This window comes from Mycobacterium sp. ZZG (assembly GCF_054786995.1).
Genome location: NZ_JBTBFV010000018.1, coordinates 16,152 through 41,796, shown reverse-complemented (window position 1 = coordinate 41,796; position 25,645 = coordinate 16,152). Strand labels below are relative to the sequence as shown.

Sequence of the window (25,645 nt, the reverse complement as noted above, 5' to 3'; positions counted from 1 at the left end):
CTCGGCGTGCTCATGTGGCTGGCGGAACCAGCGTCGTGGTTAAGGCGTGGGCGCGACGGCACGAGCAGGCAGAACAGCCTGCGCAAGTCACGCGTTCAAACAGTCTACGAGACTAACAGTTGCAGGTTGGTTGCCCCGAATCCGGCGGCCCCGGAATCGGCGTACATTCGAAGGCAGTTATTAACCTGGCTAATTAATAGGAACAGGATTTCCGCGCATGCCACGTACCGACAACGACACCTGGGACCTCGCCTCGAGCGTGGGTGCGACCGCGACGATGGTCGCCGCCGCACGCGCGGTGGCCACCCGTGCCGAGCAGCCCGTGATCGACGATCCATTCGCCGAACCGCTGGTGCGCGCGGTCGGGGTCGACTTCTTCACCCGTCTGGCCACCGGTGAGCTGACGACGGCCGAACTGGACGCCCGTGACGGCGGCGAGTCCCCCGTCGGGATGCGCCGGTTCGCCGACGGCATGGCCGCCCGCACCCGGTTCTTCGACGACTTCTTCGCCGCCGCGATCGCCGCCGGTGTCCGGCAGGGCGTCATCCTGGCCTCCGGCCTGGACGCCCGCGCCTACCGGCTGACGTGGCCGCAGGACATGACGCTGTTCGAGATCGACCAGCCCGAGGTGCTGGAGTTCAAGGCCCGGACGCTGGCCGACCTCGGCGCGCGCCCGGCGGTGAGGCTCGCCACGGTGCCCGTGGATCTGCGTGAGGACTGGCCCGCCGCGCTGACCGCGGCCGGCTTCGCCCCAGCCGCGCCGACGGCCTGGATCGCCGAGGGCCTGCTCGGATATCTGCCGCCGGAGGCACAGGACCGGCTGCTGGACACGATCACCGCGCTGAGCGCGGCGGGCAGCAGGCTGGCCGTCGAGGCGGTGCCCGCCCATCAGGACCTTGACGACGACGAGCTGCGCGAGCGGATGAAGGAATCCACCGACCGCTGGCGGGCCCACGGGTTCGACATCGACTTCTCCGAGCTCGTGTTCACCGGGGATCGCGCGGAGGTCGACGTGTACCTGCGCGACCGCGGCTGGACCGTGGACGCGACACCCACCAACGACCTGCTGACCCGGTACGGCCTGACCCCGCTGGGCCCCGACGAGCGCTTCGGCGACGTGCGGTACGTCAACGCGAGCAAGTAGGGAGGACCGCAGATGGCACGCACCGAGGGCGACACCTGGGACCTGGCCTCCAGCGTCGGCGCGACCGCGACGTCGGTGGCCGCCAACCGCGCGTTCGCCAGCCGGTCGACTGCCGGCGGCCCCGCCCCGCTGCTCGACGACCCGTACGCCGACCTCCTCGTGGAGGCCGTCGGCCTGCCGCACTTCATCCGCGTGGCCCGGGGCGAGATCGACTTCGACGGCGACCCGCTGTTCGGCGCCCGGCAGATGCTCGAACAGATCACGGTCCGCACCCGCTACTTCGACGACTTCTTCGCCGACGCTGTGGGCGGCGCGGGGCCGCCGAAGATCCGGCAGGCGGTGATCCTGGCGTCCGGGCTCGACACCCGCGCCTACCGGCTGGACTGGCCGGACGGCGCCGTGGTCTACGAGATCGACCAACCCCCGGTGATCGCGTTCAAGACCCGGGTGCTGGCCGAGGCCGGCGTCGCGCCTGCCGTCGAGCGCAGGACCGTCGGGATCGATCTGCGCGAGGACTGGCCGGCGGCGCTGCGGGCGGCCGGCTTCGACCCGGGCCGGCCGACCGCGTGGATCGCCGAGGGGCTGCTGATCTATCTGCCGCCGGACGCCCAGGACCGGCTGCTCGACAACATCACCGCGCTCAGCGCGCCGGGCAGCCGACTGGCCACCGAGCACATGGACGCCAAGGCGCTCACCGGTGAGTGGGCCAAGGCGATGACCGAGCGGGCCCGCAGGCACGGCAGCGACGTCGACCTCAGCGAGCTGTTCTACAGCGGGCCGCGCGCCTCGGCGACCGAGTACCTCGGCGCCCGGGGCTGGCAGACCGAGCTGGTGTCCAGCAACGACGCCTACCAGGCGCAGGGGTTCCCGGCACTGGCCGACCATCTGGTCGCGATGATCGGCGATTCCGGCTACCTGACCGCACGCCTGGGTTAGCGCCATGGCACGCACCTCAGACGACTCCTGGGATCCGGCCTCCAGCGTCGGAGCCACGGCGACGATGGTGGCCGCCGGCCGCGCTGCGGCCAGCGCCGCGCCCGACCCGCTGATCGACGACCCGTTCGCCGCTCCGCTGGTCCGTGCCGTCGGCCTGGACTTCTTCACCAAGATGCTCGACGGCGAACTGGACATGTCGCAGTTCCCGGACGCGTCGCCCGAGCGGGTGCAGGCGATGATCGACGGGATGGCGGTACGCACCCGGTTCTTCGACGACTGCTGCGCCGCCGCCGCCGCGGCCGGTGTCACCCAGGTGGTCATCCTGGCGTCGGGACTCGACGCGCGGGCCTACCGGCTGCGCTGGCCCGCCGGCACCGTCGTCTACGAGCTCGACCAGCCGAAGGTGATCGAGTTCAAGACCCGGACGCTGGCCGGTCTGGGTGCCGCGCCTACGGCGATCCACCGCCCGGTCGCGGTCGACCTCCGCCACGACTGGCCCGCAGCGCTGCGGGCCGCCGGATTCGACGCCGCAGAACCCACCGCGTGGCTGGCCGAGGGGCTGCTGATCTACCTGCCACCGGAGGCCCAGGACCGGCTGTTCGATCAGATCACCGCGCTGTCGGCGCCGGAAAGCCGCATCGCCACCGAGTACGCGCCGGGCATCGTCGCATTCGACGAGAGCAAGGCTCGCGCCATGTCGGAGCCGCTGCGGGAGCACGGCCTCGACCTCGACATGCCCTCGCTGGTGTACCCGGGGCCACGCAACAGCGCCCTGGACTATCTGAGCTCACACGGCTGGACCGTGACCGGGGCGCCGCAGCGGGAACTGTTCACCCGCTACGGCCGCCCGGCGCCGCCCGACGTCGCCGATCCGCTCGGCGAGATCGTCTACGTCAGCGCCCGCCTCGATCAGTAACGGGTCTCCCCCAGCCACAGCACCTTCACCCCGGACAGCGACCGCTGCGTCCGGTCGGCCAGACCGAGCACCGAGCGCAACGCCAGCGCGCCGAACGCATCCTGCAATGAGGCGGCCGCCGGTTGCGAGGACGGCTTGGGCCGCAGCACGTCCCGCAGCGACGAGCCGGGCAGGTTCTCGATCTGCACCTTGGCGTCCACGTCAAGGCCGGCCAGCGCCTTGGCGCGCCGGATCGCGGTGCGCAGCCCGCCGAGCTCGTCGACCAGACCCCGCTGTAGTGCGTCGGCTCCGGTCCACACCCGACCCCGGGCGACCCGCTCGACGTCTTCGACGCTCATGCCGCGGCCGTCGGCGACCCGCGCGACGAAGTCGGTGTAGAACAGGTCGGCCTCGGCCTCGACGTGGGCCTGCTGCTCGTCGGTGAACGGCGCGTTGATCGACCAGGCGTCGGCGTTGGCGTTGGTACGCACCGTGTCCGACCCGACACCGAGACGGTCCTTGAGTTCGCGCGCGACGAACTTGCCCGTCACCACGCCGATCGATCCGGTGATGGTGCCGGGGTTGGCCACGATGGCGTCGGCGGCCATCGACACGTAGTAGCCGCCCGACGCCGCGACGGCGCCCATCGACGCGACCACCGGCTTGCCGCGCTCGCGGGTGCGCACCACCTCGCGCCAGATCGTCTCCGAACCGGTGACCGAGCCGCCCGGGCTGTCGACACGCAGCACGATCGCGGCGACGTCGTCGTCGGCGGCGGCCTGCCGCAGCGCCGCCGCGATGGTGTCGCCGCCGGAACTGGAGCTGCCCATCGGGGACATCTGCCGTCCGCCGCGGCCGCTGACGATCGGCCCGGCGACGGTGACGACCGCGACCTTGGGATGGCTCTTGATCGCCGGCACGGCCGGCTTCTTGGCGCGCGCGTAGCGCGCCAGGTACAGCCGGGGCGGGGCGTCGTCGCCGTCGGGATCGCCGGACTCCGCGGAGACACCCTCGGCGCCGACCAACTCCGCGATGCGGCCGTAGGCCTCGTCGCGGAAGCCGATGCGGTCCACGAGGCCGGCGGCCACGGCATCGTCGCGCAGCAGCGGCGCGCGGTCGGCCAGCGTGTCCAGGGCAGCACGATCCACCTTGCGTGAAGCGCTCACCGCATCCCACACCTGTGCGCGCAGCCCGTCCACCAGCGCGGTGTCGGCCTCGCGGTGCGCGTCGGTGTAGCGGTCCTGGGTGAAAAGGTTTGCCGCCGACTTGTATTCGCCGCGGGCGACGAACTGCGCTTCCACGCCGAGCTGGTCGAGCGCGTCCCGCAGGAACAGCGCGCTGGTGGCGAATCCGACCAGGCCCACGGTGCCCGACGGCTGCATCCACACCTCGCCGAACGCCGAGGCCAGATAGTAGGACAGCGTGCCAGGGTAGGTCTCGGCCCACGCCAGCGACGGCTTCTTGGCGGTGAACGCGACGATCGCCTCGCGCAGTTCCTGCACGGGTCCCGGTGGGGCGGCGTCGATCTGGACGCGGGCTATCAGACCGGCGACGCGGGGATCGTCGGCGGCACGGTGGATCGCGGCCACCGCCTCGCGTAGCAGCAGCGGTCTCCCGGCGCCGTTGATCAAGGCCATCGGGTCGAAGCCGGCCGATTCCGGCGGTGCGGTCTGCAGGTCCAGCTCGAGGACGCATCCGTCGGGCACGCCTTGGTGGCGGGCGGTGTCGAGCTTACGGGCGAAATCACGGACGTCGTCGAACCCGGGCACCCCGGACAGCAGAGAGAACATGGTTCGAGCGTACCGACGCCGAACGGGCGGTCAGCGCCCCAAGTACCGGCTGTACTGCGGGCAGTAGACGGCCACCGAGAGCCTGGTCAGGCCGACGGCCTGCTCGCGTTCGAGGCCGTTGCCCGCCAGCGTGTTGACCACCCCTCGCACCACCGGCACCGGGTTCGGGTTGCCGGTCAGCCCGGTGGTGAGCATCTCGCAGATCCGCTTGCCGACGGTCGGCGCGTCATCGTCGGCGCCCAGCGGAATCCCCATCGTGTTCACCGCATTGGTGAACTTCTCGTCTTGGGTCTCGGCGTGCGCGGTCGCGACACCGGAGAACATGGCGAGGCCGGCGGCGACCATCGCGGCGGCGAGGGTCCGACGGTGGCGAATCATGGCGTGCTCCTTGGCTGTATCCCCGGGCGAAGTGTAGTTCGTGATCGCCAACCGTGCCGTTACAGCAAAAACCCCTGCCGAAGCAGGGGTTTTTGTCGGACAGCCGAAATTACAGCTCGGTGACGGTGCCGCCGGCGGCGGTGATCGCCTCGCGGGCGTGAGCGCTGAACTTGTGCGCGGTCACGTCGACCTTGACGGTCAGCTTGCCGTCGCCGAGCACCTTGACCAGCACGTTCTTGCGAACCAGGCCCTTGGCCACCAGCTCGTCGACACCGACGGTGCCCCCTTCGGGGAACGCTTTGTTGATGTCGCCGACGTTGACCGGGGCGTACTCGGTGCGGAAGCGGTTGCGGAAGCCCTTGAGCTTGGGCAGCCGCATGTGGATCGGCATCTGGCCGCCCTCGAACGTCACCGGGACGTTCTTGCGGGCCTTGGTGCCCTTGGTGCCGCGGCCGGCGGTCTTACCCTTGGAGCCTTCACCGCGACCGACGCGGGTCTTGGCCTTCTTCTCGCCCGGGGCCGGGCGCAGATCGTGAAGCTTGATCGGAGCCATGGGTTCTAAACCTCCTCGACCGTCACCAGGTGGTGCACGGTCTTGATGAGTCCACGCGTCTGGGCGTTGTCCTCACGGACCACGGACTGGCGGATCTTGCGCAGCCCGAGCGTCCGCAGGGACTCCCGCTGCTTCCAGCGCGCACCGATGGTGCTGCGCACCTGGGTGATCTTGAGCTCTGCCATGATTTACGCCGTTCCCTCACGCGCGGCGGTGGCAGCCAGGGCCTCGGCCTCACGGCGGGCCTTGAGCATGCCAGCGGGCGCTACATCCTCAATGGGCAGGCCACGGCGCGCCGCGACCTCTTCGGGACGCTGCAGCAGCTTGAGCGCGGCAACGGTGGCATGCACCACGTTGATCGCGTTGTCGCTGCCCAACGACTTGGCCAGCACGTCGTGCACACCGGCGCATTCCAGCACCGCGCGGCACGCGCCACCGGCGATGACACCGGTACCGGGGCTGGCCGGACGCAGCATGACCACACCGGCCGCGGCCTCACCCTGGACCGGGTGGGTCACGGTGCCGCCGATCAGCGGAACCCGGAAGAAGTTCTTGCGCGCCTCTTCGACACCCTTGGCGATCGCGGCGGGGACCTCTTTGGCCTTGCCGTAGCCGACACCGACCATGCCCTTGCCGTCGCCGACGATCACCAGCGCGGTGAAGCTGAACCGGCGACCGCCCTTGACCACCTTGGAGACGCGGTTGATCGTGACCACGCGCTCCAGGTAGTTGCTCTTCTCGCGGTCGTCACGGCCGCCGCGGCCGCCACGATCGTCACGGCGTCCACGTCCGCCGCGGTCGCCCCTGCCACCGTCGCGGCCGTCGCTCGACGGCCCGCCGGCTCCTACAGCCTGCTCGGCCATCATGCATTCCTTCCGTTAATGGTCAGTCGGGACATCAGAACTTCAACCCGCCCTCGCGCGCGGCGTCGGCCAGAGCCGCGATCCGTCCGCCGTAGGTGTACCCACCACGGTCGAACACGACCTCGTCGATGCCCGCGGCCTTGGCACGCTCGGCGATCAGCTGACCGACCCGGGTGCTGGCGGCCTTCTTGTCGCCCTCGGTTGCCCGCACGTCGGCCTCGATCGAGGACGCCGCGGCCAGCGTGACGCCCGCAAGATCGTCGACCAGCTGCACGTGGATGTGCCGCGAGGACCGGTTGACCACCAGGCGCGGACGCTCGGCGGTGCCGGAGACCTTCTTGCGTAGACGCGCATGCCGGCGCAGCCGCGACGTGCGCCGCGTCTCGGAGATGCTCTTGCCGACCGGCGTGTGGCCGGCGGCCTCTTTGGCTTTGGTGTTGGTAGCCATCTACTACTTACCCGTCTTTCCGACCTTGCGACGGATCTGCTCGCCCTCGTAGCGGATCCCCTTGCCCTTGTAGGGATCGCTCTTACGCAGGCGGCGGATGTTCGCCGCGATCTGGCCGACCTTCTGCTTGTCGATACCGGAGATCGAGAACTTCGTCGGCGTCTCCACCGTGAAGGTGACGCCCTCGGGAGCGGTGATCAGCACCGGGTGGCTGTAGCCCAGGGCGAACTCGAGGTCGCTGCCCTTGGCCACCACGCGGTAGCCGACGCCGAAGATCTCCATCCTGGTGGTGTAGCCCTGCGTCACACCGGTCACCAGGTTGGCGATCAGCGTGCGGGACAGGCCGTGCAACGAACGGTTGCGCCGCTCGTCGTTGGGGCGGGTGACCACGATCGCGCCGCCCTCGTCACGGGAGACCGCGATCGGCTCGGCGACGTCGAGGGTCAGCGTGCCCTTGGGGCCCTTGACGGACACATTCTGTCCGTCGATCGTCACATCGACCCCGGTGGGAACCGGGACCGGCTGCTTTCCAATGCGAGACATGTATCTAGCCCTCCCTCACCACACGTAGGCGAGGACTTCGCCGCCGACGCCCTCGCGGGCGGCCTGGCGGTCGGTCCTCAGACCGGACGACGTGGAAATGATCGCCACACCGAGCCCGCCGAGCACGCGCGGCAGGTTGGTGGACTTCGCGTACACCCGCAGACCCGGCTTGGACACCCGGCGCAGGCCCGCGATGCTGCGTTCGCGGCTCGGGCCGTACTTCAGTTGCACCACCAGGGACTTGCCCACCCGGGCGTCCTCGGTGCGGTAGTCACTGATGTAGCCCTCGGACTTCAGGATCTCGGCGATGTTCGCCTTGATCTTGCTGTGCGGCAGGGTCACTTCGTCGTGATACGCCGAATTGGCGTTGCGCAGACGCGTCAAGAAGTCTGCGATCGGATCCGTCATGGTCATGACAGCCGGTTCACCTTTCTCGCGGCGGTTCCCGGTCGGGGCCTACCGCAACTGTCTTGTAGTGGTTGGCTGGCTTACCAGCTGGACTTCTGCACGCCGGGCAGCTCACCCGCGTGCGCCATCTCGCGCAGGCAGATGCGGCAGAGGCCGAACTTGCGGAACACCGAGTGCGGACGACCGCAACGGTTGCAGCGGGTGTAGGCCCGCACCTTGAACTTGGGCTTCTTGTTGGCCTTGATGACCAGAGCCTTCTTTGCCATGTGCTCAGTTCTCCTTGAACGGGAAGCCGAGCGCCCGCAGCAGCGCACGCCCCTCGTCGTCGTTCGTCGCCGAGGTGACGACGGTGATGTCCATGCCACGCGGGCGGTCGATGCTGTCCACGTCGATCTCGTGGAACACCGACTGCTCGTTGAGCCCGAAGGTGTAGTTGCCGGTGCCGTCGAACTGCTTGGGCGAGAGGCCGCGGAAGTCGCGGATACGCGGCAGCGAGATCGAGATCAGGCGGTCCAGGAACTCCCACATCCGGTCGCCGCGCAGCGTGACGCGCGCACCGATCGGCATGCCCTCGCGCAGCTTGAACTGGGCGATGGACTTGCGGGCCCGGCGGATCTCCGGCTTCTGACCGGTGATCAGCGTGAGGTCGTTGACCGCGCCGTTGATCAGCTTGGCGTCGCGGGCGGCGTCACCGACGCCCATGTTGACGACGACCTTGGTGACGCCCGGGATCTGCATCACGTTGGCGTAGCCGAATTCCTTCTGCAGGGCGTCGCGGATCTCTTCGCGGTAGCGCTGCTTCAGGCGCGGCTGCGGCCGTTGATTCGACTCCGTCGAATGTGTCTTTTCAGTGGTGGTCATCAGATGTCCTTGCCGTTGGACTTGGCGATGCGGACCTTTTTGCCGGTCTCGTCGTCCTTGCGGAACCCGACGCGCGTCGGCTTGCCGTCGGAATCGAGCAGCATCACGTTGGACACCGAGATCGGCGCCTCCTGCGTGACGATGCCGCCCGAGGACGCGCCACGCTCGGTGCGCGACTCGGGGGTGTGCTTCTTGATCCGGTTCACGCCCTCGACCAGAACCTTGTTGCGGTCGGGGTAGGCCACCAGGACCTTGCCCTTGGCGCCCTTGTCCTTGCCCGAGATGACGAGCACGGTGTCGCCCTTACGGACCTTCATCTACAACACCTCCGGGGCGAGCGAGACGATCTTCATGAAGCGCTTCTCGCGCAGTTCGCGACCGACCGGCCCGAAGATGCGGGTGCCGCGGGGGTCGTTGTCGTTCTTGATGATGACGGCGGCGTTCTCGTCGAACTTGATGTAGCTGCCGTCGGCGCGGCGGCGCTCCTTGACCGTGCGCACCACGACCGCTTTGACGACGTCGCCGCGCTTGACGTTGCCACCGGGGATGGCGTCCTTGACGGTCGCCACGATGACATCACCGATGCCGGCATAGCGCCGCGACGAGCCGCCGAGCACGCGGATGCACAAGATCTCCTTGGCGCCCGTGTTGTCGGCGACCTTGAGCCGCGATTCTTGCTGAATCACTAGATCTCCTCGACCTGGTTACTGTGTGCACGCAGGATTACCGACCCTGACGTGCGCGGTCTTTGTTCCCCAAGAGCACGCGGGGCTCTCTCCGCACGGAGACAACCGAGGTCTGCCCTAGGCAACCGTTACATACTAGGTGAGCTCGGGGAATGCTCCAAATCCCCGCGGAGCGGACCGACACGGTGACCGGCACGAACTCTCCACGTATTCTCCACACAGCCTTCAAGCAACGCCCGCCGGTCCGGCGCAGCATCATTGTCGTGACGACCACACCGACCGCCAGATCCGAAGCGGCACAACGACTGCAGCACCCGTCCGGCACCGAGTTCGAGCGCGGGGTGCTGACTCTGGTCCCGAGGCTGCACCGGCGTGCGCACGGCTACGCCGGCAACACCGCCGACGCCGAGGACCTGGTGCAGGAGACCCTGCTCAAGGCCTATCGCGCGTTCCACACGCTGGGACCGGACCCCTACCTGAAGGCCTGGCTGCTGTGCATCCTGCGCAACACCTGGATCGCGAAGTACCGGGCCGCCCAGTGCCGGCCCGCCGAGGCGTTGACCGGGGAGTTCGACGACGACGCCGGGCAGAGCACCTCCGCCGAGCAGCTGGCGCTGCGTGACGTCGCCGAACCCGGCCTGGTCGCGGCCATGGCCGAGCTGTCGGAGCCGATGCGGCTGACCCTCTACTACACCGCGGTCGAGGGCATGTCGTGCCGCGAGGTCGCCGAGCTGATGGGGGTGCCCGAGGGAACGGTGATGTCGAGGATGCACCGCAGCCGGGCGCAGCTGCGCCGCCGACTCGGCCGGCGTCCCACCACGCATCGCAAGCCGATGTGCGTGGCCGCGCTGTCCTGAGATTGCGGTGCGTGCGCGGAGGGCCGGTAGCGGGGCTGCATGACGTGGCCGCGCCGTCGCTGCGGTACGGGAACCGGCCGTGCCAGGTGCCGGCCAGCGAGCAGCCGCCGTCGAGGTCGACGAGATCGGTCGGCAGGGCCCGGCTAGTCCTTGGCGAAGGCGCGGGCGAAGTCCCGTTCGAGGTCGGTGTACGGGGCGCCCGACACGTCCACGTTGACCCGCGAGATCGTCCCGCCGGTGAACGGGTTGGGCGGACGGTAGGCCGCCGATACCGGCGATCCGGTGTTGCGCCCGACGCTCAGCGAGGCCCCGGCGAGCCCGAAAGTCCCGGGGTGGACCCGCATCTCGGCCAACGCCGCGACCTGCGTGGTGTCGACGAACAGTGCCGCGTCGCCGATCGGAGTGTGGCTGCCCTCGGCGGTGCCGGTGCGGGTGAAGGTGAACCCGAGGGTGTGCGCACCAGGGGGCACCGGATCGGCCGCCGCGACGGTCTGCTCGTACTCGCCGAGGAAGTTGTAGCAGAAGTGCAACCGGCCGCCCTGCAGATACATGACGTAACCCCCGTGTGCCGCACCGTGTTTGACCACCACGCCGTCGGCACCGTCCGGACCGATGGTGACCTCGGCGAGCACCGCGAACGAGCGGCCGCGAAGTTCTACCACGGCGCCCATGCCGACGTCGGCGGTGCCGGGGTAGTACACGTAGGCGTTCCGCTCGCCGGCGAGGTAGGGACGCCACCGTGACATGGTCTCCAGGAGATTCAGGTCGCCCAACGGCAGTCCGTTGTACTTCTGAGCCTCGGCGAACCACAACGCCTTGAGTTCTTCGAGTCGTTCCGGATGTTCGGCGGCGAGGTCGCGGCACTGGCTGCGGTCGGCCTCGATGTGGAACAGCTCCCAGCGGTCGTCGTCGAAGTGCGACCAGCCGGCGGGCGAGGCCGCGTGAATGGTGTTGGCGAACCAGCCCCGGTGCCAGATGCCTCGCGTGCCGAGCATGGTGTAGAACTGCGTCTCCTTGCCGGTGGGTGCGGTCGGGTTATCCAGCGCCACTTTGAAACTGACACCGTCGAGGGGCTTCTGTGCGACTCCCCGCACCGTGGCCGGTGCGGTGATGTCGAGAAGGTCGTACACGGTCGGGGTGATGTCGCAGACGTTGACGTAGTTGTCCCGCACCTCGCCGTGCGCGGCAATACCATTGGGCCAGGAGATGATCGCCGGGTCGGCGATGCCGCCCTCATGTGAGGCGTAGCGCTTGAACAGCTTGTACGGGGTGTTGAACGCCATGGCCCACCCGGTCGGGTAGTGGTTGTACGTCGCGGTGCCGCCGAGTTCGTCATAGGCCTTCAGGCTCTCCGCCACCGAGTCGATGTAGCCGTTGAAGAACTTGACCTCGTTGACCGACCCGTTGGGCCCGCCCTCACCGCTGGCGCCGTTGTCCGAGATCACCACGATGATGGTGTTGTCCAACTGGCCGGACTCCTCCAGATAGTCCAGGATCCGCCCGATCTGGGCGTCGGTGTAGGACAAGAAGCCGGCGAACACCTCGGCCATCCGCTCGAACAATCGCTTTTCATCGGCGCTCAACGAGTCCCAGGGACGCACGGTGTCCTGGACCGGCCAGGGTTCTCCGTTGGGGCCCTTGACATCTGAGTACGGATTCATCGGCGAGAGTTCGGTGTCCGCCGGGACGATGCCGAGCCGCTTCTGGTTCTCCAGCACGATCTCGCGGTAGCGCTCGTAGCCCATGTCGAACACACCGGAATAGCGGTCGGCCCACTCCTTGAAGACATGGTGGGGAGCGTGGCCGGCACCCGGGCACACGTAGGAGAACCACGGCTTGTCCGGTGCGATGACCTTTGAGTCGCGGATGAACTCGATGGTCCGGTCGGCGAGATCAGCCGAAAGGTGGTAGCCCTGCTCGGGTGTCGCGGGCGGGGCCACGGGGTGGTTGTCGTACATCAGGTCCGGATACCACTGGTCGGTCTCACCGCCCATGAATCCGTAGAACCTCTCGAAGCCCCGCGACAGCGGCCAGTGCCGCTTGGTGGCGGCAAGGTTGGATTCCTCCAGCGGAGTCAGATGCCATTTGCCGATGCAATAAGTGTTGTAACCGTTCTCGGCGAGTACCTCCGAGAGCAGTGCGGTGTCGAACGGGATGCGGCCGTTGCAGTTCGGAAAACCGTCGGTGAACTCCTCGATGGTCGCCATCCCGACCGTGGTCGGGTTGCGTCCCGTCAGCAGCGAGGCCCGCGTCGGTGAGCACAGCGCGGCAGTGTGGAACTGCGAAAGCCGCACCCCACGTTCGGCGATGCGGCTCATGGTGGGCATCTTCACCAGCCCACCGAAGCAGTCCCAGGTGGCGATGCCGATGTCGTCCCAGACCAGGTACAGGACGTTGGGTGCGTCCGGTTGCGCCGTCGGCGCGGCGAACGGGCCCCAGTCCGGTTCAGAATCCCGGATGTCGACTTCGATCCTGCCCTTGAATTCCGACGTCACCTTCGGAGATTACACCGCTCGCCCGCTGGTCAGCCCGGGAACGGGAGACGATTGCGTCGGCGTACGTGCGAACCACAGGCCCACGGCGGCCAGCGGAACCGTCTAGTGTCTCGCGTCTGAATTTGGTTTACGGGTATGGGGCAGGATGTCGTCTGCGGATTTGGTCCACACGAATGGGTGGCAGCGCTGATTCCAGCCTTGGATGAACGCGGCGATGGCGGCCATCAGTTCTTTGACGCTGTTGAACGAGCCACGGCGGATGGCTTGGCGGGTGATGATCGAGAAGAACACCTCGACCATGTTCAGCCAGGATCCTGAGGTCGGCGTGAAATGCAGTGTCACGCGGGGGTTCTTGTCCAGCCAGGCGTTGATGTCGGCATGCTTGTGGGTGTGGTAGTTGTCGCACACCACGTGCAGTTTCCGTCGGGGGTAAGCGCGGGCGACCGCTTTGAGGAAGTCGAGGAACTCCGCTTTGCCATGCCGCTCATAGCAGCGGTCGGTCACCTTGCCGGTGGCGATCTCGAGTGCGGCAAACAAGGTGGCGGTGCCGTTGCGCTGGTAGTCATGGGTCGCTTTTTCGGGCAACCCGGGACGCAGCGGCAGGATCGGCTGGGTCCGGTTGAGGGCTTGAATCTGGGACTTTTCATCTACGCACAACACGATCGCGTTGGTCGGCGGGTTCAAGTAGAGGCCGATTACGTCGCGGACCTTGGCCTCCAGCTCCGGGTCGGTGGAGAACTTAAAGGTCTCCCGGCGCCAGGGTTTGACCCCGTAACGGCGCCAGGCCCGGGCGACCGTGGCGTCCCCCACGCCGAGGTGTTTACCGAGCAGTCGACTCGACCAGTGGGTGACCGCCAAAACCTCCGGCGGCGGCTCCAGGGTGGCTGCCAGGATCGCCGCGTCGTCGACAGTCTTGGGTCGACCGCTGCGAGGCTCGTCGGCAAGTCCATCAATCCCGTACGCGGCGAATCGATCCCGCCATTTGATCACCGTCGGTCGCGAGACTCCCACCTGCCGGGCTGCACCAGAGGTGCCGGCACCATTAGCCACCGCCAGCACGATCCGGGCCCGCTCGACATGACCGGCAGATGCCGTCGTCGACCGCGTCCACGACTCCAACGTCACGCGATCCTCAGAACTGATCACCAGCGCAGATGACGGCATACACCATCATCCCACACTGTAAACTAATTAATGACGCATGACACTAGCCCAACCACCAGCAGATGCCTGCGACGGCGTGTAACTAGCTGCCCTCACTACCTCGTAACCTGTTGCCCCACAACGGTTCAGTGCGATTATAGACACCGGGCTCAGGCATCACCGGGTGCGCAGATACCGCGCTCGTCGTCACGGACGTTCAGGACGCCGCCGCCTGCCACGCAACAGGATCGACACGACGGCCACGATGATCAGGATCGCCACACCGGCTACCGCGACCCAGACCCACGACGGCGTCCCCGGGGCAGCGACCTGCGTGACGCTCTGTTCAGCCTCGATGACGGGTTCGGGCATGGTGTCGAGCATCACGGGTGGGGTGCCGGGCGCGCCGATGAGCGCCGTACCGGACAGCGACTGCCAGCGCCTGACATCGCTGCCCAGCCAGTCGAGCAACAAATCCAGTTGCTCGGGCGCGTTGTGGGACGTGGCAACCAGGACACTGCGCCTTCCGTCGTGGACCGTCTGCAGCGAACCGAAACCGAGCGCAGGATCGAGAGTCAGGGTGGTGGTCTCACCCGGCGCGTCGGCGCGCTTGACGGTGAGCTCGCCACCGTCCCCAGCCGCGACCGGGAGGGCGATTCCCGGATCTGTCCATTCATCAGGGCTGATAAGCACCGCCGGGGCACCGTCTGAGACGGCGTCGGCGAGCGACATCACCGCGGTGTCGATCGGTACCCCGCTGAGTCGCTGCAGGCCCACCATGATCGCGACGGCCCGGCGAACGTTGTCGAACCCTTCGCCGACACCGACCGCGGTCCGCGGCATGAGCGTCTGCGGCAGTGACTGAAACCCGCCCGGCACCGGCGAGGCAGCTGCTGTGCTCACGACCGGGCTGTCACCGTCGATGGTCAACGTTGCCGGCTCGAAGTCCTGGCAGTATCCGGTACCGCCGCTGATGTCGAGGGCGACCGTCATGTTCGTGAAGCGTTGCAGGAGGTGATCGGGGACATCGACCCACCGATCGATCTCGCCGCTCGAATCAGTGGGCCAGCGGTCGATGTTCTCGTCACCGATGCTGATCACCACCTGTCCGCCGACGGATTGAGGCAGCGGAGTGTAGGACCCGCGCAGGTGCACCCGTATCCCGTGCACGGCGCGGCCGAGCCTGGTTTGATCCAGGCCGAGGCTGAGCTGAGGCTCCACAGCAGTGACAGAGCTACCAGGCTGACCGAGACCACGCAATGTCGTCTTGTCCCCCGGCAACTGAATATTCGAATCCGCCTGCCCGGCAACAGCCTTCGCTGAAAGCGCGAGCGGGGCCAGGTCGCCGGTCAGCAGTCGGGCCTGATTGGTCAACTCGTCGCCGGGGCCGCCGACACGCAGGGCGGGGACCCCGCCGGTGTCCAGCAACGAGAGACCGACGTCGTCGCCCTCCGCTACGACGACGTGGCGTGCGAGCGGACCGGATGGTTCCGTCGGGCCGGTTTGCCCGTTTGCCAGCGGAGCGACCGTCACGGTCGGATTCTGGGCGCCGTAGCGGGACGCGACGGCGGTCGCCAGCTGGACGACGGCATCGGACTCCGAGGGCGATGGTTGTTCGTCGACAAAGATCGTCAGCTGGCGCAGCACCGGGGGAAGGAAGTCGGCCACCGTCGAGGGCGTCTGCTCTGCCCCGGCGAAGGTGACGCTGGGGTCGCTGAGTTCGAGCGCGTTGGTCGGGTCCAGACAATATCCCTCCATCGGGAGCAGATATGTCCGCAGCGTGACCGTGACCGCATTATCGACGACATCGGCGCGGTCGAGCGGAATCGCGATAGGCGCCGGCGCACCTGGTGCGACATCGACTCGGCCGATCGTCCGTCCGTCCTGGACCGCGGTGACGGTCGCGGTCCGCACATTCACCGGCAGTCGCGTAAAAGCATTCAGTGCAACGGGTTCGAGTCCTTGCGATACGGGGAAAGTCACGGTCTGCGTGCCTTGGATTCCGTAAAACGCGAGGTTGGGCCGACCACCAAGCTGGACCAGCGGCAGGGTGGACTCCGACGAGACACCGGGGTCGCCGGGCGGCTGCGCACTTGCCATCGGGGATGTCAGCAAAATAATCGGGCAGATTGCGGTGAGCAACCGCGCAAGGATTGCAGCGTGGCGCTTCATTGCTGGTGAGCGTACCGGCATATGTCGCTGCGCAAACGCTGTTATCACTGACGCGACGAAACCCCCGGCCGCCGGAGCGAACGGGGGTTTCGACGACGATCTGGTGCTACTTGGCCTTCTCGAGCACCTCGACCAGACGCCAGCGCTTGGTCGCCGACGTCGGCCGGGTCTCCATCAGCGAGACGCGGTCGCCGACACCGGCGTCCTCGTTCTCGTCATGGGCCTTGACCTTCTTGGTGGTCCGGATGATCTTGCCGTACAGGGGATGCGACTTACGGTCTTCGAGCTCGACGACGATCGTCTTCTGCATCTTGTCCGACACGACGTAGCCGATGGCGGTCTTGCGGCGACCGCGCGGCTTCTCGGTGGGCGGGGTGTACTTGGCGCCCTTCTGGGCGCCGGCGGTATCTGCCATCAGGAATCCTCACCTCCGGGTCCGGCGGCCAGACCCAACTCACGTTCACGCAGCACGGTGTAGACCCGCGCGATCTCCTGCCGGACCGTACGCAGCCGGCGGTTGTTGGCAAGCTGTCCGGTGGCCATCTGGAAGCGCAGGTTGAACAGCTCTTCCTTGGACTCGCGGAGCTTGTCGGTCAATTCTTCGTCGGTGAGCTCGCGCAGTTCGCCGGGCGTCGTCCCAACTGCCATCAGAACTGCTCCTCTCTTGTGACGATGCGTGCCTTGATCGGCAGCTTGTGGATCGCACGAGTCAGCGCCTCACGGGCGATCTTCTCGTCCGGGTAGCTGAGCTCGAACAGGACACGGCCGGGCTTGACGTTGGCGACCCACCACTCCGGCGAACCCTTACCGGAACCCATGCGGGTCTCGGCGGGCTTCTTGGTCAGCGGGCGGTCCGGGAAGATGTTGATCCACACCTTGCCGCCACGCTTGATGTGCCGGTTGATGGCGATACGCGCCGACTCGATCTGCCGGTTGGTGATGTAGGCATGGCCCAGGGCCTGGATGCCGTAGTCACCGAAGCTGACCGAGGTCCCGCCGCTGGCGATACCACGCTGCTTCGGGTGGTGCTGCTTGCGGTGCTTGACCTTGCGGGGAATCAGCATGACTAGCTCTCCGTATTCTGCGCTGCTGCGGCCTCGGTGCCCTGGGTCGCCTCGGCGACGGCGGGAGCCTCGGCGGCCCGGCCGGCATCGGTGCTCGTCGCGGTCGTGCCCGACGCGCCGCTGCGGCGCGGCCGGGTGCCGGACGGACGCTCACGACGCGGACGGTCCGCGGCGGGCGCGGCGGCGGTCAGCTCACGCTTGCCACCGACGATGTCGCCCTTGTAGATCCACACCTTGACGCCGATGCGGCCGAAGGTGGTCTTGGCCTCGTAGAGGCCGTAGTCGATGTCGGCACGCAGGGTGTGCAGCGGGACGCGGCCCTCGCGGTAGAACTCCGAGCGGCTCATCTCGGCACCGCCGAGGCGGCCCGAGCACTGCACCCGGATGCCCTTCACGTTGGGCTGACGCATCGCCGACTGGATCGCCTTGCGCATCGCGCGGCGGAACGCCACACGGTTGCTCAACTGCTCGGCGACACCCTGCGCCACCAGCTGGGCCTGGCTCTCGGGGTTCTTCACCTCGAGGATGTTCAGCTGGACCTGCTTGCCGGTCAGCTTCTCCAGGTCGGCGCGGATGCGGTCGGCCTCGGTACCGCGACGGCCGATCACGATGCCCGGACGCGCGGTGTGGATGTCCACCCGGACGCGGTCGCGGGTGCGCTCGATCTCGACGTCGGCGATGCCGGCGCGCTCCAGGCCGGTCGCCAGCAGCTTGCGGATCGCGACATCTTCCTTGATGTAGTCCGCGTACTGCTTGTCGGCGTACCAGCGGGACTTCCAGCCGGTGGTGATGCCGAGCCGGAAGCCGTGCGGGTTGATTTTCTGGCCCACTACTCCGAGCCCTCCTTCGAGTTATCGGCTGCTGCGGTCTTGGAGGACGCAGCCTTGCTGGCCTGCGCACGACGCGCGCGCGCCGCCGAAGCCGAAGCTCCCTGTTTCTTCTGCGGACGGCTTTCCACGATCACCGTGATGTGGCTGGTGCGCTTGCGGATCCGGAACGCACGCCCCTGGGCGCGCGGGCGGATGCGCTTGGCGGTCGGGCCCTCATCGGCGTGGATGGTGGCGACCACCAGCGTGGTCGGGTCCAGTCCCTCGTTGTTCTGCGCGTTGGCCGCGGCGCTGGCGATCACCTTGGCGACCGGCTCGCTGGCCGACTGCGGGGCCCAGCGCAGGATGTCGAGGGCCTCCTCGACGGTCTTGCCGCGGACCAGGTCGATGACACGGCGCGCCTTGGTGGCCGAGATACGCACGAAGCGTGCCTTGGCCTGCGCAGACGGATACACGGTGCCTTGCAATGCAGTAGTCATCTCTAGCGCCTCTTGGACTTCCGGTCGTCCTTGATGTGACCCTTGAAGGTCCGGGTGGGGGCGAACTCGCCCAGCTTGTGCCCGACCATCGCCTCGGTGACGAACACCGGGACATGCTTGCGACCGTCGTGGACGGCGAAGGTGTGCCCGATGAAGTCGGGGATGATGGTGGACCGACGGGACCAGGTCTTGATGACCTGCTTGGTGTTCTTCTCGTTCTGGACGTCGACCTTCTTGAGCAGATGGTCGTCGACGAACGGGCCCTTCTTCAGGCTGCGTGGCATCGCTTTACTCCCTAGCGCTTCTTGCCGGTGCGCCGGCGACGGACGATGAGCTTGTCGCTCGCCTTCTTCGGCTTGCGGGTACGGCCCTCGGGCTTGCCCCACGGGCTCACCGGGTGGCGGCCACCGGAGGTCTTACCCTCACCACCGCCGTGCGGGTGGTCGACCGGGTTCATCACGACACCACGGACGGTCGGGCGCTTGCCCTTCCAGCGCATGCGGCCGGCCTTGCCCCAGTTGATGTTGGCCTGCTCGGCGTTGCCGACCTCGCCGACGGTGGCGCGGCAGCGCACGTCGACGCGGCGGATCTCACCGCTGGGCATACGAAGTGCGGCGTAGGTGCCTTCCTTGCCGAGCAGCTGGATCGACGCACCGGCCGAGCGGGCCAGCTTGGCGCCGCCGCCGGGACGCAGCTCCACCGCGTGGATCAGCGTGCCCGCGGGGATGTTGCGCAGCGGCAGGTTGTTGCCGGGCTTGATGTCGGCGTTGGCGCCGGACTCCACGATCGCGCCCTGCTTGAGTCCCTGCGGCGCGATGATGTAGCGCTTCTCGCCGTCCAGGTAGTGCAGCAGCGCGATGTTCGCGGTGCGGTTGGGGTCGTACTCGATGTGCGCGACCTTGGCGTTGACGCCGTCCTTGTCGTGCCGACGGAAGTCGATCACCCGGTAGGCGCGCTTGTGGCCGCCGCCCTTGTGCCGGGTGGTGATCCGGCCGTGTGCGTTACGCCCGCCCGTGCCGTGCAGCGGACGAACCAGCGACTTCTCCGGGTGATCGCGAGTGATCTCGGCGAAGTCGGAGACGCTCGAGCCGCGGCGACCGGGGGTCGTCGGCTTGTACTTGCGAATTGCCATGATTCTGTGGGTCTCCCTGCCGGCTAGGCCGGCGCTCCGAACAGGTCGATGGGCTTGCTTCCGGCCGCCAGCGTCACGATCGCGCGCTTGGTGCCCTTGCGCTGGCCGTAGCCGGTGCGGGTGCGCTTGCGCTTGCCCGGCCGGTTGGCGGTGTTCACCGAGTCGACCTTGACCTTGAAGATCTTCTCGATCGCGATCTTGATCTGGGTCTTGTTGGAGTCCGGGTGCACGATGAACGTGTAGACGTTGTCCTCGATCAGTCCGTAGGACTTCTCCGAGATCACCGGCGCCAAGATGATGTCGCGGGGATCGGTCACGGTAGCCATCAGGCCGACACCTCCTCGGTCTTGGTGTTCGCTGCGATGTACGCGTTGAGTGCCTCGACGCTGAAGATCACGTCATCGGCCTTGAGCACGTCGTAGGTGTTCAGCTGATCGGGCGAGATCACGTGCACACCAGGCAGATTCCGCACGCTCAGGACGCTGGTCTCGTCGGCGCGGCCGATCACCACGAGCACCTTGTGGTTTCCGGACGCGCGATCGGCTACAAGCGTGGCCAGGAACGACTTCGCGCTCTTGGTCGACGGGGTCTGACCCTCGACGATCTCGGTGACGGCGTGGATCCGGTCGTTGCGGGCCCGATCAGAAAGAGCCGAGCGCAAAGCCGCGCGGATCATCTTCTTCGGGGTCCGCTCGCTGTAGTCGCGCGGCTTGGGGCCGTGCACGACGCCGCCGCCGGTGAACTGCGGCGCCCGGATCGAGCCCTGGCGGGCGCGGCCGGTGCCCTTCTGGCGGTACGGCTTCTTGCCGCCGCCGGAGACCTCACCGCGGGTCTTGGTCGAATGCGTGCCCTGGCGCTTGGCGGCCAGCTGCGCGTTGACCACCTGGTGCATCAGCGCGATGTTGGGTTCCACGTCGAAAAGCTCGGCGGGCAACTCGATGTTGCCGTCCGTCTTCCCGGCGGGGGTCCTCACCTCAATGTTCAAAGTCATGCCTTCTCGCCTCGCTTGATTGCGCTGCGGACAACCACCAGACCGCCGTTGCGTCCGGGGATGGCGCCCTTGATCAACAGCACGCCGTTCTCGGCGTCAACCTTGTGCACCTTCAGGTTCTGGGTCGTCACGCGGTCGCTGCCCATCCGGCCCGACATGCGCGTGCCCTTGAACACCCGGCCCGGGGTGGCGCAGCCACCGATCGAGCCCGGCCGACGGTGCACGGCCTGGGCGCCGTGGCTGGCGCCCTGGCCACGGAAGCCGTGGCGCTTCATGGTGCCGGCGAAGCCCTTGCCCTTGCTGGTGCCGGTCACGTCCACGTAGGTGCCGTCGGCGAAGATGTCCGCCGTCAGCTCCTGGCCGACCTCGTAGGCGGCCGCTGCTTCTTCGCTGTCGAGCCGCAGCTCGGCGAGGTGGCGGCGCGGGTTCACACCGGCGGCCGCGAACTGGCCCGACACCGGCTTGTTCACCTTGCGCGGGCTGATCTCGCCGTAGGCGAGCTGCACGGCGCTGTAACCGTCACGCTCCGGGGTCCGGATGCGGGTCACGACGTTGGGCCCGGCCTTGACGACCGTCACCGGCACGACCTTGTTGTTCTCGTCGAACACCTGCGTCATGCCCAGCTTGGTGCCCAGAATGCCGCGCCGCGGTGCGGCCGAATTGCTATTGCTAGCCATTTCTCGGGAATTCCTTTACTGGATGTTGACGTCGACGCTGGCCGGCAGATCGATGCGCATCAGCGCGTCGACCGTCTTCGGCGTGGGGTCGAGGATGTCGATCAGCCGCTTGTGGGTGCGCATCTCGAAATGCTCCCGCGAGTCCTTGTACTTGTGCGGGGACCGGATGACGCAATACACGTTCTTCTCGGTCGGCAGCGGCACCGGGCCGACCACGCTGGCTCCCGTCCGGGTGACCGTCTCGACGATCTTGCGCGCAGAGGCGTCGATCGCCTCATGGTCGTAGGCCTTGAGCCTGATGCGGATCTTTTGTCCCGCCACGCTTCTCCTACCTCACTACTAACAGCCCGAAATCGGGCCTGGCTGTGCCGCCGCTGTTTACCTGTCTGTGGTTCACCGGTCCACGCGGTCGGGTGTGTCGCCCGTTCGCACACTCTTACGCGGCGGAATTCGTCGCGATCAAGGTTGATGGACCGGATACGCCCCGCGAGGGGCGCTGGTCGCATGCCCGACCAGGCGAACCTGGCCCAAGGCAACCCGAACAGTATGCCTCAGAACCGGGCCTGCTCCAAATCCCTGGTGGTCGGCTTTCCCGGGCGACCGAGCGCTATTCCAGGCTTGCCCAGAACGCGCACTGGTGCACCTCGCCGAAGTCACCCACCATACGGCTGCCGTCGGGCTGCAGCGACATGACCTGCTGCACGTCGGGACCGAGCGGCGGCCATTCCGGCTGCCCTGGGGCGCGCGGCGCTCCGGTCCTCACGAACGCCGCCCAGAAATCGATCATCTGATCACTGAGCCTGATCTGCGCCTCGTCGGGCGGTGAGGCGCCGCCGACATCGAACAGGTAGCGCAGTTCCAGCGAGTGGCTGGCCCCGACCGGGAACGGCAGCGTCCGCAGCGGCTCGGGCGCCGGCGCGTTGCGGTCGTTGAACTCGTAGAAGAAGACGTCGGCTGCCCGGCTCAGCTCCCGGGCCCAGCGCTCGTTGGGACACGCCAGGACGCCGTCGGTGACGGTCGCGGCGTAGGCCAGCGCGACGTCGGGGTAGGCGTCCAGCGGATAGCGTCCGGCGACGGCGTGCGCATCGGCACCGAAGGTGTCGGCGAGCAGACGCGGGTAGTCCTGCGGCAGGTAATCCCGGCCGTCGCGCAGGCGCTGCAGCGCGACGAACAGCGTCCACTCGTCGCGCGTCGTGCCCATCAGCACCGGCACCGGGGCCGCACGGCGTTCGCCGAACGCGTCGACCGGGTCTTCGGGTAACACGGCCGAACCGGTCACGGGCCCGCTCAACCGATCGTCGCCGATGCCGTAGTACCAGACCGGGGTGCGCAGCTTGTTACCCGCAAGCGCGCGCAGACACTCGGCGGCCGTCGCCGGATCCGCGCATCCCGCCCCGGCGGCGTACTCGATGCTGCGTTGCTCGGCGACCGGCAGCGGGAGCTGGGCCTGGCACGGTCCGCTCATGATGATCGCCGCGTCGAACAGGCCTTGCGAATCCGGTGCGACCAGGTGATCGCACACCGACATGCCGCCGGCGGACTCCCCCGCCACGGTGACCCGGCCCGGGTCACCGCCGAAGTTCGCGATGTTCTCGCGGACCCAGCGCAACGCGGCCTGCTGGTCGGCCAGTCCGTAGTTGCCGGCCCGCCCGGGCGCTGCGAGCGAGGGGTGGGCCAGGAAGCCCAGCGCTCCGAGCCGGTAGTTGACGGTGACCACGACGATGTCGCCGCGCGCGGCCAGCCGCCGCGCGTCGTAGATGCCGCCGCTGCCCGCGACGAACGAGCCGCCGTGGATCCACACCATCACCGGCCTCGGCTCATCGGTCCCGCCGGCCGGCGTCCACACGTTGAGGTTGAGGCAGTCCTCGTCGGTCTGCCTGCCGAGTTCCAGGTCGCCGGACAGGTCCTGCAGGCATCGCGGCCCGAGCGCGGTCGCGTCCCTGACGCCGTCCCACGCCACCGCAGGTCGCGGGTCCTGCCACCGCAACGGTCCGACAGGTGCTGCGGCGTAAGGGATTCCGGCGAACAGACGATGGTCCTCGGCGACGGTGCCGCGCACCGCACCCGCCGCGGTCGGCACCTGCGCGGGATCGCCGGACGGGGCCGTCACCGGGCCGGGGGCGCCCGCGTCGCCTCGGCCGCATGCGACCAGCAGCGCGAGCAGAGCCAGCACGGCGAGCCGTCGAGTGGGCACGAGTAACGAGCGTAGCCGCGATCTCCGGCGGGCTGCTCCGGCGATCCGGAATTCACTGCGCCGATTCCTCCGGTGTGGTGGCGCCGATCACATAGACTGTGCTTGACACCTGTCAAGCACAGTTTGTGAGGAGCCCCGTGAGCACACCGACGATGGACCGGGAGTCGCTGGAAGCGGCGAAGGTACTGGCGGACCCGACGGCCTACGCAGACGACGAGCGGCTGCACGCCGCACTGTCGCATCTGCGCGCCAACCACCCCGTCGCCTACGTCGAGCACGGCCCGTACCGGCCGTTCTGGGCGATCACCAAGCACGCGGACATCATGGCGATCGAGCGCGCCAACGACCTGTTCCTGTCGGAGCCGCGCCCGCTGCTGGTCACCGCCGAGGCCGACGACCTGGCCAAGGCCCAGCAGGAGATGGGGGTCGGCCTGCGCACGCTGATCCACATGGACGACCCACACCACCGCAAGGTGCGTACCATCGGCGCAGACTGGTTCCGCCCGAAAGCCATGCGGGACTTGAAGGTTCGCGTTGACGAGCTCGCCAAACGCTATGTCGACAAGATGCGCGACATCGGCCCGGAGTGCGATTTCGTCACCGAGATCGCGGTCAACTTCCCGCTGTATGTGATCCTGTCGCTGCTCGGTCTGCCCGAAGACGACTTCGGCCGGATGCACATGCTGACCCAGGAGATGTTCGGCGGCGACGACGACGAGTACAAGCGCGGCACCACCCCAGAGGAACAGATGGCCGTGCTGACCGACTTCTTCAACTACTTCGCGGCCCTGACGGCCTCGCGGCGGGAGAACCCGACCGAGGATCTGGCCTCGGCGATCGCCAACGGACTCGTCGACGGCGAACCGATGTCGGACATGGACACGCTGTCCTACTACGTCATCGTCGCCAGCGCCGGCCACGACACCACCAAGGACGCGATCTCGGGAGGCCTGCTCGCGCTGATCGAGAACCCGGGCGAATTGGCCCGTCTACAAGGCGATCTCAGCCTGATGCCGACCGCCGTCGAGGAGATGATCCGCTGGTCCACCCCGGTCAAGGAGTTCATGCGCACCGCCGCCGAGGACACCACGGTGCGCGGTGTGCCGATCGCCAAGGGCGAGTCGGTGTATCTGGCGTACGTGTCGGCGAATCGCGACGAAGAGGTTTTCACCGACCCGTTCCGGTTCGACGTGGGCCGAGATCCCAACAAACACTTGGCCTTCGGCTACGGCGTGCACTTCTGTCTCGGCGCGGCGCTGGCCAGGATGGAGATGAACAGCCTGTTCAGCGAGCTGCTGCCGCGGCTGGAGTCGATCGAGCTCGCCGGCCGGCCCGAGTTGTCGGCGACGACGTTCGTCGGCGGGCTCAAGCACCTGCCGGTCCGGTACTCGTTGCGCTGAGCGCGGCGGTCGCCAGGAAGCCGTCGACGGCGGCGATGGCGACGGTGCGGTAGTCGAAGTCGACCAAGGTGCTGATCCGGCCGAACGCCAAGGGACCGATCAGCAGCGCGAACGCCGTCGCGCGATCGACAGATCCCAGCGCCGCCGCCGCGTCCGGGCTGTCGAACACCGCGTCGAACGGCGCGGAGTACTGCTCGGCGATGCGTTCCCGCAGTGACCGCACCCCGTCTCCGCCGCCGGCGCTGGGCACCACGCTGATGTCGGGCCCCAGTGACAGCCACGCCATCGCGGTCAGCGTGGTCGGCGCCTCGGCGATCGAGTCGGCCCACCCCGCCACGATCGCGATCAGACGGTCCCGCAGGCTGCCCTCGGCCGGCGGCATCGGCGGCGGCGGGATCAGACCCGTGAACGCCGCCGCCACCAGATCGTTGCCGCTCGGGAAGTGGCGGTAGAGGGTAGCCCGCGCGACGTTGGCCTTGCGGGTGACGGCGTCGATGGTCACCGCGCTCGGTCCGCCGGCCCGCAGCAGTGCTGTCGCCGCCTCGAGCAGCCGGGCCTTCGATCGCGCCGGCCTCGGGTCACCACTTACCGCGGTCATGTTTCCTGCACCTCCACTGAGGGAACGAGACTACTGGTCTTGCTACGAGACTGATAGTCTCGATTCCACGCTTTTGAGACTGTCGGTCTCGAACCCTGCTGAAGAGAGACG

General features: G+C 67.8%; 32 protein-coding genes and 1 pseudogene. 5 read left to right on the top strand and 28 right to left on the bottom strand.

Annotated elements, in window-relative coordinates; all coding sequences use genetic code 11:
* The first annotated feature begins 217 nt into the window (after positions 1 to 217).
* The 3 genes from ACXMYJ_RS12820 to ACXMYJ_RS12810 are packed head-to-tail and all read left to right on the top strand — an operon-like array spanning position 218 to position 2,996.
* A complete protein-coding gene (locus ACXMYJ_RS12820; RefSeq protein WP_460356609.1) occupies positions 218 to 1,144 on the top strand; it encodes an SAM-dependent methyltransferase in 927 nt (308 codons plus the stop codon).
* A gap of 12 nt (positions 1,145 to 1,156) precedes the next feature.
* Positions 1,157 to 2,080, top strand: coding sequence for an SAM-dependent methyltransferase (locus ACXMYJ_RS12815; RefSeq protein WP_460356606.1), 924 nt, complete (start codon positions 1,157 to 1,159; stop codon positions 2,078 to 2,080).
* A gap of 4 nt (positions 2,081 to 2,084) precedes the next feature.
* Positions 2,085 to 2,996 (top strand): class I SAM-dependent methyltransferase, encoded by a 912-nt coding sequence (locus ACXMYJ_RS12810; protein ID WP_460356604.1) that lies wholly within the window; start codon positions 2,085 to 2,087, stop codon positions 2,994 to 2,996.
* Here ACXMYJ_RS12810 and sppA read toward each other — a convergent pair.
* The 12 genes from sppA to rplN form a co-directional block, all read right to left on the bottom strand.
* Positions 2,990 to 4,765: a signal peptide peptidase SppA gene (sppA, locus tag ACXMYJ_RS12805; protein WP_460356602.1), complete on the bottom strand. Its 1,776-nt coding sequence runs from the start codon at positions 4,763 to 4,765 to the stop codon at positions 2,990 to 2,992. The genes ACXMYJ_RS12810 and sppA overlap by 7 nt on opposite strands.
* A gap of 30 nt (positions 4,766 to 4,795) precedes the next feature.
* Complete coding sequence (locus ACXMYJ_RS12800; RefSeq protein WP_260757316.1) at positions 4,796 to 5,143, bottom strand: DUF732 domain-containing protein; 348 nt, start codon at positions 5,141 to 5,143, stop codon at positions 4,796 to 4,798.
* A 109-nt stretch (positions 5,144 to 5,252) separates the two neighbouring features.
* Positions 5,253 to 5,696, bottom strand: a complete 444-nt coding sequence (gene rplO / locus ACXMYJ_RS12795) for a 50S ribosomal protein L15 (protein ID WP_260757315.1) — start codon at positions 5,694 to 5,696, stop codon at positions 5,253 to 5,255.
* Positions 5,697 to 5,701: 5 nt separating this feature from the next.
* Positions 5,702 to 5,881, bottom strand: coding sequence for a 50S ribosomal protein L30 (gene rpmD, locus ACXMYJ_RS12790; protein ID WP_003929541.1), 180 nt, complete (start codon positions 5,879 to 5,881; stop codon positions 5,702 to 5,704).
* A gap of 3 nt (positions 5,882 to 5,884) precedes the next feature.
* Entirely contained in the window at positions 5,885 to 6,559 is a 675-nt protein-coding gene (gene rpsE / locus ACXMYJ_RS12785; protein ID WP_260757314.1) for a 30S ribosomal protein S5, read from the bottom strand.
* 34 nt (positions 6,560 to 6,593) lie between these two features.
* Positions 6,594 to 7,007 carry a 50S ribosomal protein L18 gene (gene rplR, locus ACXMYJ_RS12780; RefSeq protein ID WP_260757312.1) on the bottom strand — a complete coding sequence of 138 codons (414 nt, stop codon included), beginning with the start codon at positions 7,005 to 7,007 and terminating at the stop codon, positions 6,594 to 6,596.
* 3 nt (positions 7,008 to 7,010) lie between these two features.
* The gene (gene rplF / locus ACXMYJ_RS12775; RefSeq protein WP_260757311.1) at positions 7,011 to 7,550 is read right to left on the bottom strand and encodes a 50S ribosomal protein L6; all 540 of its coding nucleotides are present in this window, start codon (positions 7,548 to 7,550) and stop codon (positions 7,011 to 7,013) included.
* A 15-nt stretch (positions 7,551 to 7,565) separates the two neighbouring features.
* A complete protein-coding gene (gene rpsH, locus ACXMYJ_RS12770) occupies positions 7,566 to 7,964 on the bottom strand; it encodes a 30S ribosomal protein S8 (RefSeq protein WP_067961986.1) in 399 nt (132 codons plus the stop codon).
* A 74-nt stretch (positions 7,965 to 8,038) separates the two neighbouring features.
* Entirely contained in the window at positions 8,039 to 8,224 is a 186-nt protein-coding gene (locus ACXMYJ_RS12765) for a type Z 30S ribosomal protein S14 (RefSeq protein ID WP_260757310.1), read from the bottom strand.
* Between the two features lie 4 nt (positions 8,225 to 8,228).
* Complete coding sequence (gene rplE / locus ACXMYJ_RS12760; protein ID WP_260757308.1) at positions 8,229 to 8,819, bottom strand: 50S ribosomal protein L5; 591 nt, start codon at positions 8,817 to 8,819, stop codon at positions 8,229 to 8,231.
* A complete protein-coding gene (gene rplX / locus ACXMYJ_RS12755) occupies positions 8,819 to 9,136 on the bottom strand; it encodes a 50S ribosomal protein L24 (RefSeq protein WP_260757307.1) in 318 nt (105 codons plus the stop codon). Before rplX ends, rplE begins: the two co-directional genes overlap by 1 nt.
* Positions 9,137 to 9,505 (bottom strand): 50S ribosomal protein L14, encoded by a 369-nt coding sequence (gene rplN / locus ACXMYJ_RS12750; protein ID WP_014814254.1) that lies wholly within the window; start codon positions 9,503 to 9,505, stop codon positions 9,137 to 9,139.
* Between the two features lie 263 nt (positions 9,506 to 9,768).
* Here rplN and ACXMYJ_RS12745 point away from each other — a divergent pair, with 263 nt between their 5' ends.
* Positions 9,769 to 10,362 (top strand): sigma-70 family RNA polymerase sigma factor, encoded by a 594-nt coding sequence (locus ACXMYJ_RS12745; RefSeq protein ID WP_460356596.1) that lies wholly within the window; start codon positions 9,769 to 9,771, stop codon positions 10,360 to 10,362.
* A 143-nt stretch (positions 10,363 to 10,505) separates the two neighbouring features.
* On the opposite strand, the gene ACXMYJ_RS12740 is transcribed toward ACXMYJ_RS12745, so the two are convergent.
* The 15 genes and pseudogenes from ACXMYJ_RS12740 to ACXMYJ_RS12670 form a co-directional block, all read right to left on the bottom strand.
* The gene (locus tag ACXMYJ_RS12740) at positions 10,506 to 12,857 is read right to left on the bottom strand and encodes an arylsulfatase (RefSeq protein ID WP_460356593.1); all 2,352 of its coding nucleotides are present in this window, start codon (positions 12,855 to 12,857) and stop codon (positions 10,506 to 10,508) included.
* A gap of 102 nt (positions 12,858 to 12,959) precedes the next feature.
* Positions 12,960 to 14,021: an IS630 family transposase gene (locus ACXMYJ_RS12735; RefSeq protein WP_260751873.1), complete on the bottom strand. Its 1,062-nt coding sequence runs from the start codon at positions 14,019 to 14,021 to the stop codon at positions 12,960 to 12,962.
* Between the two features lie 186 nt (positions 14,022 to 14,207).
* Positions 14,208 to 15,920 (bottom strand): hypothetical protein, encoded by a 1,713-nt coding sequence (locus ACXMYJ_RS12730; protein WP_460356590.1) that lies wholly within the window; start codon positions 15,918 to 15,920, stop codon positions 14,208 to 14,210.
* Between the two features lie 358 nt (positions 15,921 to 16,278).
* Positions 16,279 to 16,587, bottom strand: coding sequence for a 30S ribosomal protein S17 (gene rpsQ, locus ACXMYJ_RS12725; RefSeq protein ID WP_260757302.1), 309 nt, complete (start codon positions 16,585 to 16,587; stop codon positions 16,279 to 16,281).
* Positions 16,587 to 16,820, bottom strand: coding sequence for a 50S ribosomal protein L29 (gene rpmC, locus ACXMYJ_RS12720; protein ID WP_067962002.1), 234 nt, complete (start codon positions 16,818 to 16,820; stop codon positions 16,587 to 16,589). Before rpmC ends, rpsQ begins: the two co-directional genes overlap by 1 nt.
* Positions 16,820 to 17,236 (bottom strand): 50S ribosomal protein L16, encoded by a 417-nt coding sequence (gene rplP, locus ACXMYJ_RS12715; protein ID WP_067962004.1) that lies wholly within the window; start codon positions 17,234 to 17,236, stop codon positions 16,820 to 16,822. The genes rpmC and rplP overlap by 1 nt, the downstream gene beginning before the upstream one ends.
* Positions 17,237 to 17,238: 2 nt before the next feature.
* Positions 17,239 to 18,066 carry a 30S ribosomal protein S3 gene (rpsC, locus tag ACXMYJ_RS12710; RefSeq protein WP_260757300.1) on the bottom strand — a complete coding sequence of 276 codons (828 nt, stop codon included), beginning with the start codon at positions 18,064 to 18,066 and terminating at the stop codon, positions 17,239 to 17,241.
* Between the two features lie 31 nt (positions 18,067 to 18,097).
* Positions 18,098 to 18,542 (bottom strand): annotated as a pseudogene (rplV, locus tag ACXMYJ_RS12705) (50S ribosomal protein L22); the annotation flags it as partial.
* 2 nt (positions 18,543 to 18,544) lie between these two features.
* On the bottom strand, positions 18,545 to 18,826 hold the full coding sequence (gene rpsS, locus ACXMYJ_RS12700) for a 30S ribosomal protein S19 (protein ID WP_003892827.1): 282 nt from the start codon (positions 18,824 to 18,826) through the stop codon (positions 18,545 to 18,547).
* A gap of 11 nt (positions 18,827 to 18,837) precedes the next feature.
* Positions 18,838 to 19,674: a 50S ribosomal protein L2 gene (gene rplB / locus ACXMYJ_RS12695; protein WP_460356584.1), complete on the bottom strand. Its 837-nt coding sequence runs from the start codon at positions 19,672 to 19,674 to the stop codon at positions 18,838 to 18,840.
* Between the two features lie 23 nt (positions 19,675 to 19,697).
* Positions 19,698 to 20,000: a 50S ribosomal protein L23 gene (rplW, locus tag ACXMYJ_RS12690; protein ID WP_443188102.1), complete on the bottom strand. Its 303-nt coding sequence runs from the start codon at positions 19,998 to 20,000 to the stop codon at positions 19,698 to 19,700.
* Positions 20,000 to 20,665, bottom strand: a complete 666-nt coding sequence (gene rplD, locus ACXMYJ_RS12685) for a 50S ribosomal protein L4 (protein WP_443188103.1) — start codon at positions 20,663 to 20,665, stop codon at positions 20,000 to 20,002. Before rplD ends, rplW begins: the two co-directional genes overlap by 1 nt.
* Complete coding sequence (gene rplC, locus ACXMYJ_RS12680; RefSeq protein WP_460356579.1) at positions 20,662 to 21,342, bottom strand: 50S ribosomal protein L3; 681 nt, start codon at positions 21,340 to 21,342, stop codon at positions 20,662 to 20,664. The genes rplD and rplC overlap by 4 nt, the downstream gene beginning before the upstream one ends.
* 15 nt (positions 21,343 to 21,357) lie before the next feature.
* Entirely contained in the window at positions 21,358 to 21,663 is a 306-nt protein-coding gene (rpsJ, locus tag ACXMYJ_RS12675) for a 30S ribosomal protein S10 (protein ID WP_003883485.1), read from the bottom strand.
* A gap of 286 nt (positions 21,664 to 21,949) precedes the next feature.
* Positions 21,950 to 23,536, bottom strand: a complete 1,587-nt coding sequence (locus tag ACXMYJ_RS12670; protein WP_460356571.1) for a carboxylesterase/lipase family protein — start codon at positions 23,534 to 23,536, stop codon at positions 21,950 to 21,952.
* Positions 23,537 to 23,673: 137 nt separating this feature from the next.
* On the opposite strand from ACXMYJ_RS12670, the gene ACXMYJ_RS12665 reads away from it, so the two are divergent.
* The gene (locus ACXMYJ_RS12665; protein ID WP_260757260.1) at positions 23,674 to 24,936 is read left to right on the top strand and encodes a cytochrome P450; all 1,263 of its coding nucleotides are present in this window, start codon (positions 23,674 to 23,676) and stop codon (positions 24,934 to 24,936) included.
* Here the strand turns inward: ACXMYJ_RS12665 and ACXMYJ_RS12660 are convergent.
* Complete coding sequence (locus tag ACXMYJ_RS12660; protein WP_260757259.1) at positions 24,902 to 25,534, bottom strand: TetR/AcrR family transcriptional regulator; 633 nt, start codon at positions 25,532 to 25,534, stop codon at positions 24,902 to 24,904. The genes ACXMYJ_RS12665 and ACXMYJ_RS12660 overlap by 35 nt on opposite strands.
* Positions 25,535 to 25,645: the final 111 nt, after the last annotated feature.

Excerpts from the sequence above, each read along its gene's own strand:
- ACXMYJ_RS12820 (WP_460356609.1), top strand. The coding sequence starts at position 218 with ATGCCACGTACCGACAACGACACCTGGGACCTCGCCTCGAGCGTGGGT.
- ACXMYJ_RS12815 (WP_460356606.1), top strand. The coding sequence starts at position 1,157 with ATGGCACGCACCGAGGGCGACACCTGGGACCTGGCCTCCAGCGTCGGC.
- ACXMYJ_RS12810 (WP_460356604.1), top strand. The coding sequence starts at position 2,085 with ATGGCACGCACCTCAGACGACTCCTGGGATCCGGCCTCCAGCGTCGGA.
- sppA (WP_460356602.1), bottom strand. The coding sequence starts at position 4,765 with ATGTTCTCTCTGCTGTCCGGGGTGCCCGGGTTCGACGACGTCCGTGAT.
- ACXMYJ_RS12800 (WP_260757316.1), bottom strand. The coding sequence starts at position 5,143 with ATGATTCGCCACCGTCGGACCCTCGCCGCCGCGATGGTCGCCGCCGGC.
- rplO (WP_260757315.1), bottom strand. The coding sequence starts at position 5,696 with ATGGCTCCGATCAAGCTTCACGATCTGCGCCCGGCCCCGGGCGAGAAG.
- rpmD (WP_003929541.1), bottom strand. The coding sequence starts at position 5,881 with ATGGCAGAGCTCAAGATCACCCAGGTGCGCAGCACCATCGGTGCGCGC.
- rpsE (WP_260757314.1), bottom strand. The coding sequence starts at position 6,559 with ATGGCCGAGCAGGCTGTAGGAGCCGGCGGGCCGTCGAGCGACGGCCGC.
- rplR (WP_260757312.1), bottom strand. The coding sequence starts at position 7,007 with ATGGCTACCAACACCAAAGCCAAAGAGGCCGCCGGCCACACGCCGGTC.
- rplF (WP_260757311.1), bottom strand. The coding sequence starts at position 7,550 with ATGTCTCGCATTGGAAAGCAGCCGGTCCCGGTTCCCACCGGGGTCGAT.
- rpsH (WP_067961986.1), bottom strand. The coding sequence starts at position 7,964 with ATGACCATGACGGATCCGATCGCAGACTTCTTGACGCGTCTGCGCAAC.
- ACXMYJ_RS12765 (WP_260757310.1), bottom strand. The coding sequence starts at position 8,224 with ATGGCAAAGAAGGCTCTGGTCATCAAGGCCAACAAGAAGCCCAAGTTC.
- rplE (WP_260757308.1), bottom strand. The coding sequence starts at position 8,819 with ATGACCACCACTGAAAAGACACATTCGACGGAGTCGAATCAACGGCCG.
- rplX (WP_260757307.1), bottom strand. The coding sequence starts at position 9,136 with ATGAAGGTCCGTAAGGGCGACACCGTGCTCGTCATCTCGGGCAAGGAC.
- ACXMYJ_RS12735 (WP_260751873.1), bottom strand. The coding sequence starts at position 14,021 with ATGCCGTCATCTGCGCTGGTGATCAGTTCTGAGGATCGCGTGACGTTG.
- rpsQ (WP_260757302.1), bottom strand. The coding sequence starts at position 16,587 with ATGGCAGATACCGCCGGCGCCCAGAAGGGCGCCAAGTACACCCCGCCC.
- rpmC (WP_067962002.1), bottom strand. The coding sequence starts at position 16,820 with ATGGCAGTTGGGACGACGCCCGGCGAACTGCGCGAGCTCACCGACGAA.
- rplP (WP_067962004.1), bottom strand. The coding sequence starts at position 17,236 with ATGCTGATTCCCCGCAAGGTCAAGCACCGCAAGCAGCACCACCCGAAG.
- rpsS (WP_003892827.1), bottom strand. The coding sequence starts at position 18,826 with ATGCCACGCAGCCTGAAGAAGGGCCCGTTCGTCGACGACCATCTGCTC.
- rplB (WP_460356584.1), bottom strand. The coding sequence starts at position 19,674 with ATGGCAATTCGCAAGTACAAGCCGACGACCCCCGGTCGCCGCGGCTCG.
- rplW (WP_443188102.1), bottom strand. The coding sequence starts at position 20,000 with ATGGCTACCGTGACCGATCCCCGCGACATCATCTTGGCGCCGGTGATC.
- rplD (WP_443188103.1), bottom strand. The coding sequence starts at position 20,665 with ATGACTTTGAACATTGAGGTGAGGACCCCCGCCGGGAAGACGGACGGC.
- rplC (WP_460356579.1), bottom strand. The coding sequence starts at position 21,342 with ATGGCTAGCAATAGCAATTCGGCCGCACCGCGGCGCGGCATTCTGGGC.
- ACXMYJ_RS12660 (WP_260757259.1), bottom strand. The coding sequence starts at position 25,534 with ATGACCGCGGTAAGTGGTGACCCGAGGCCGGCGCGATCGAAGGCCCGG.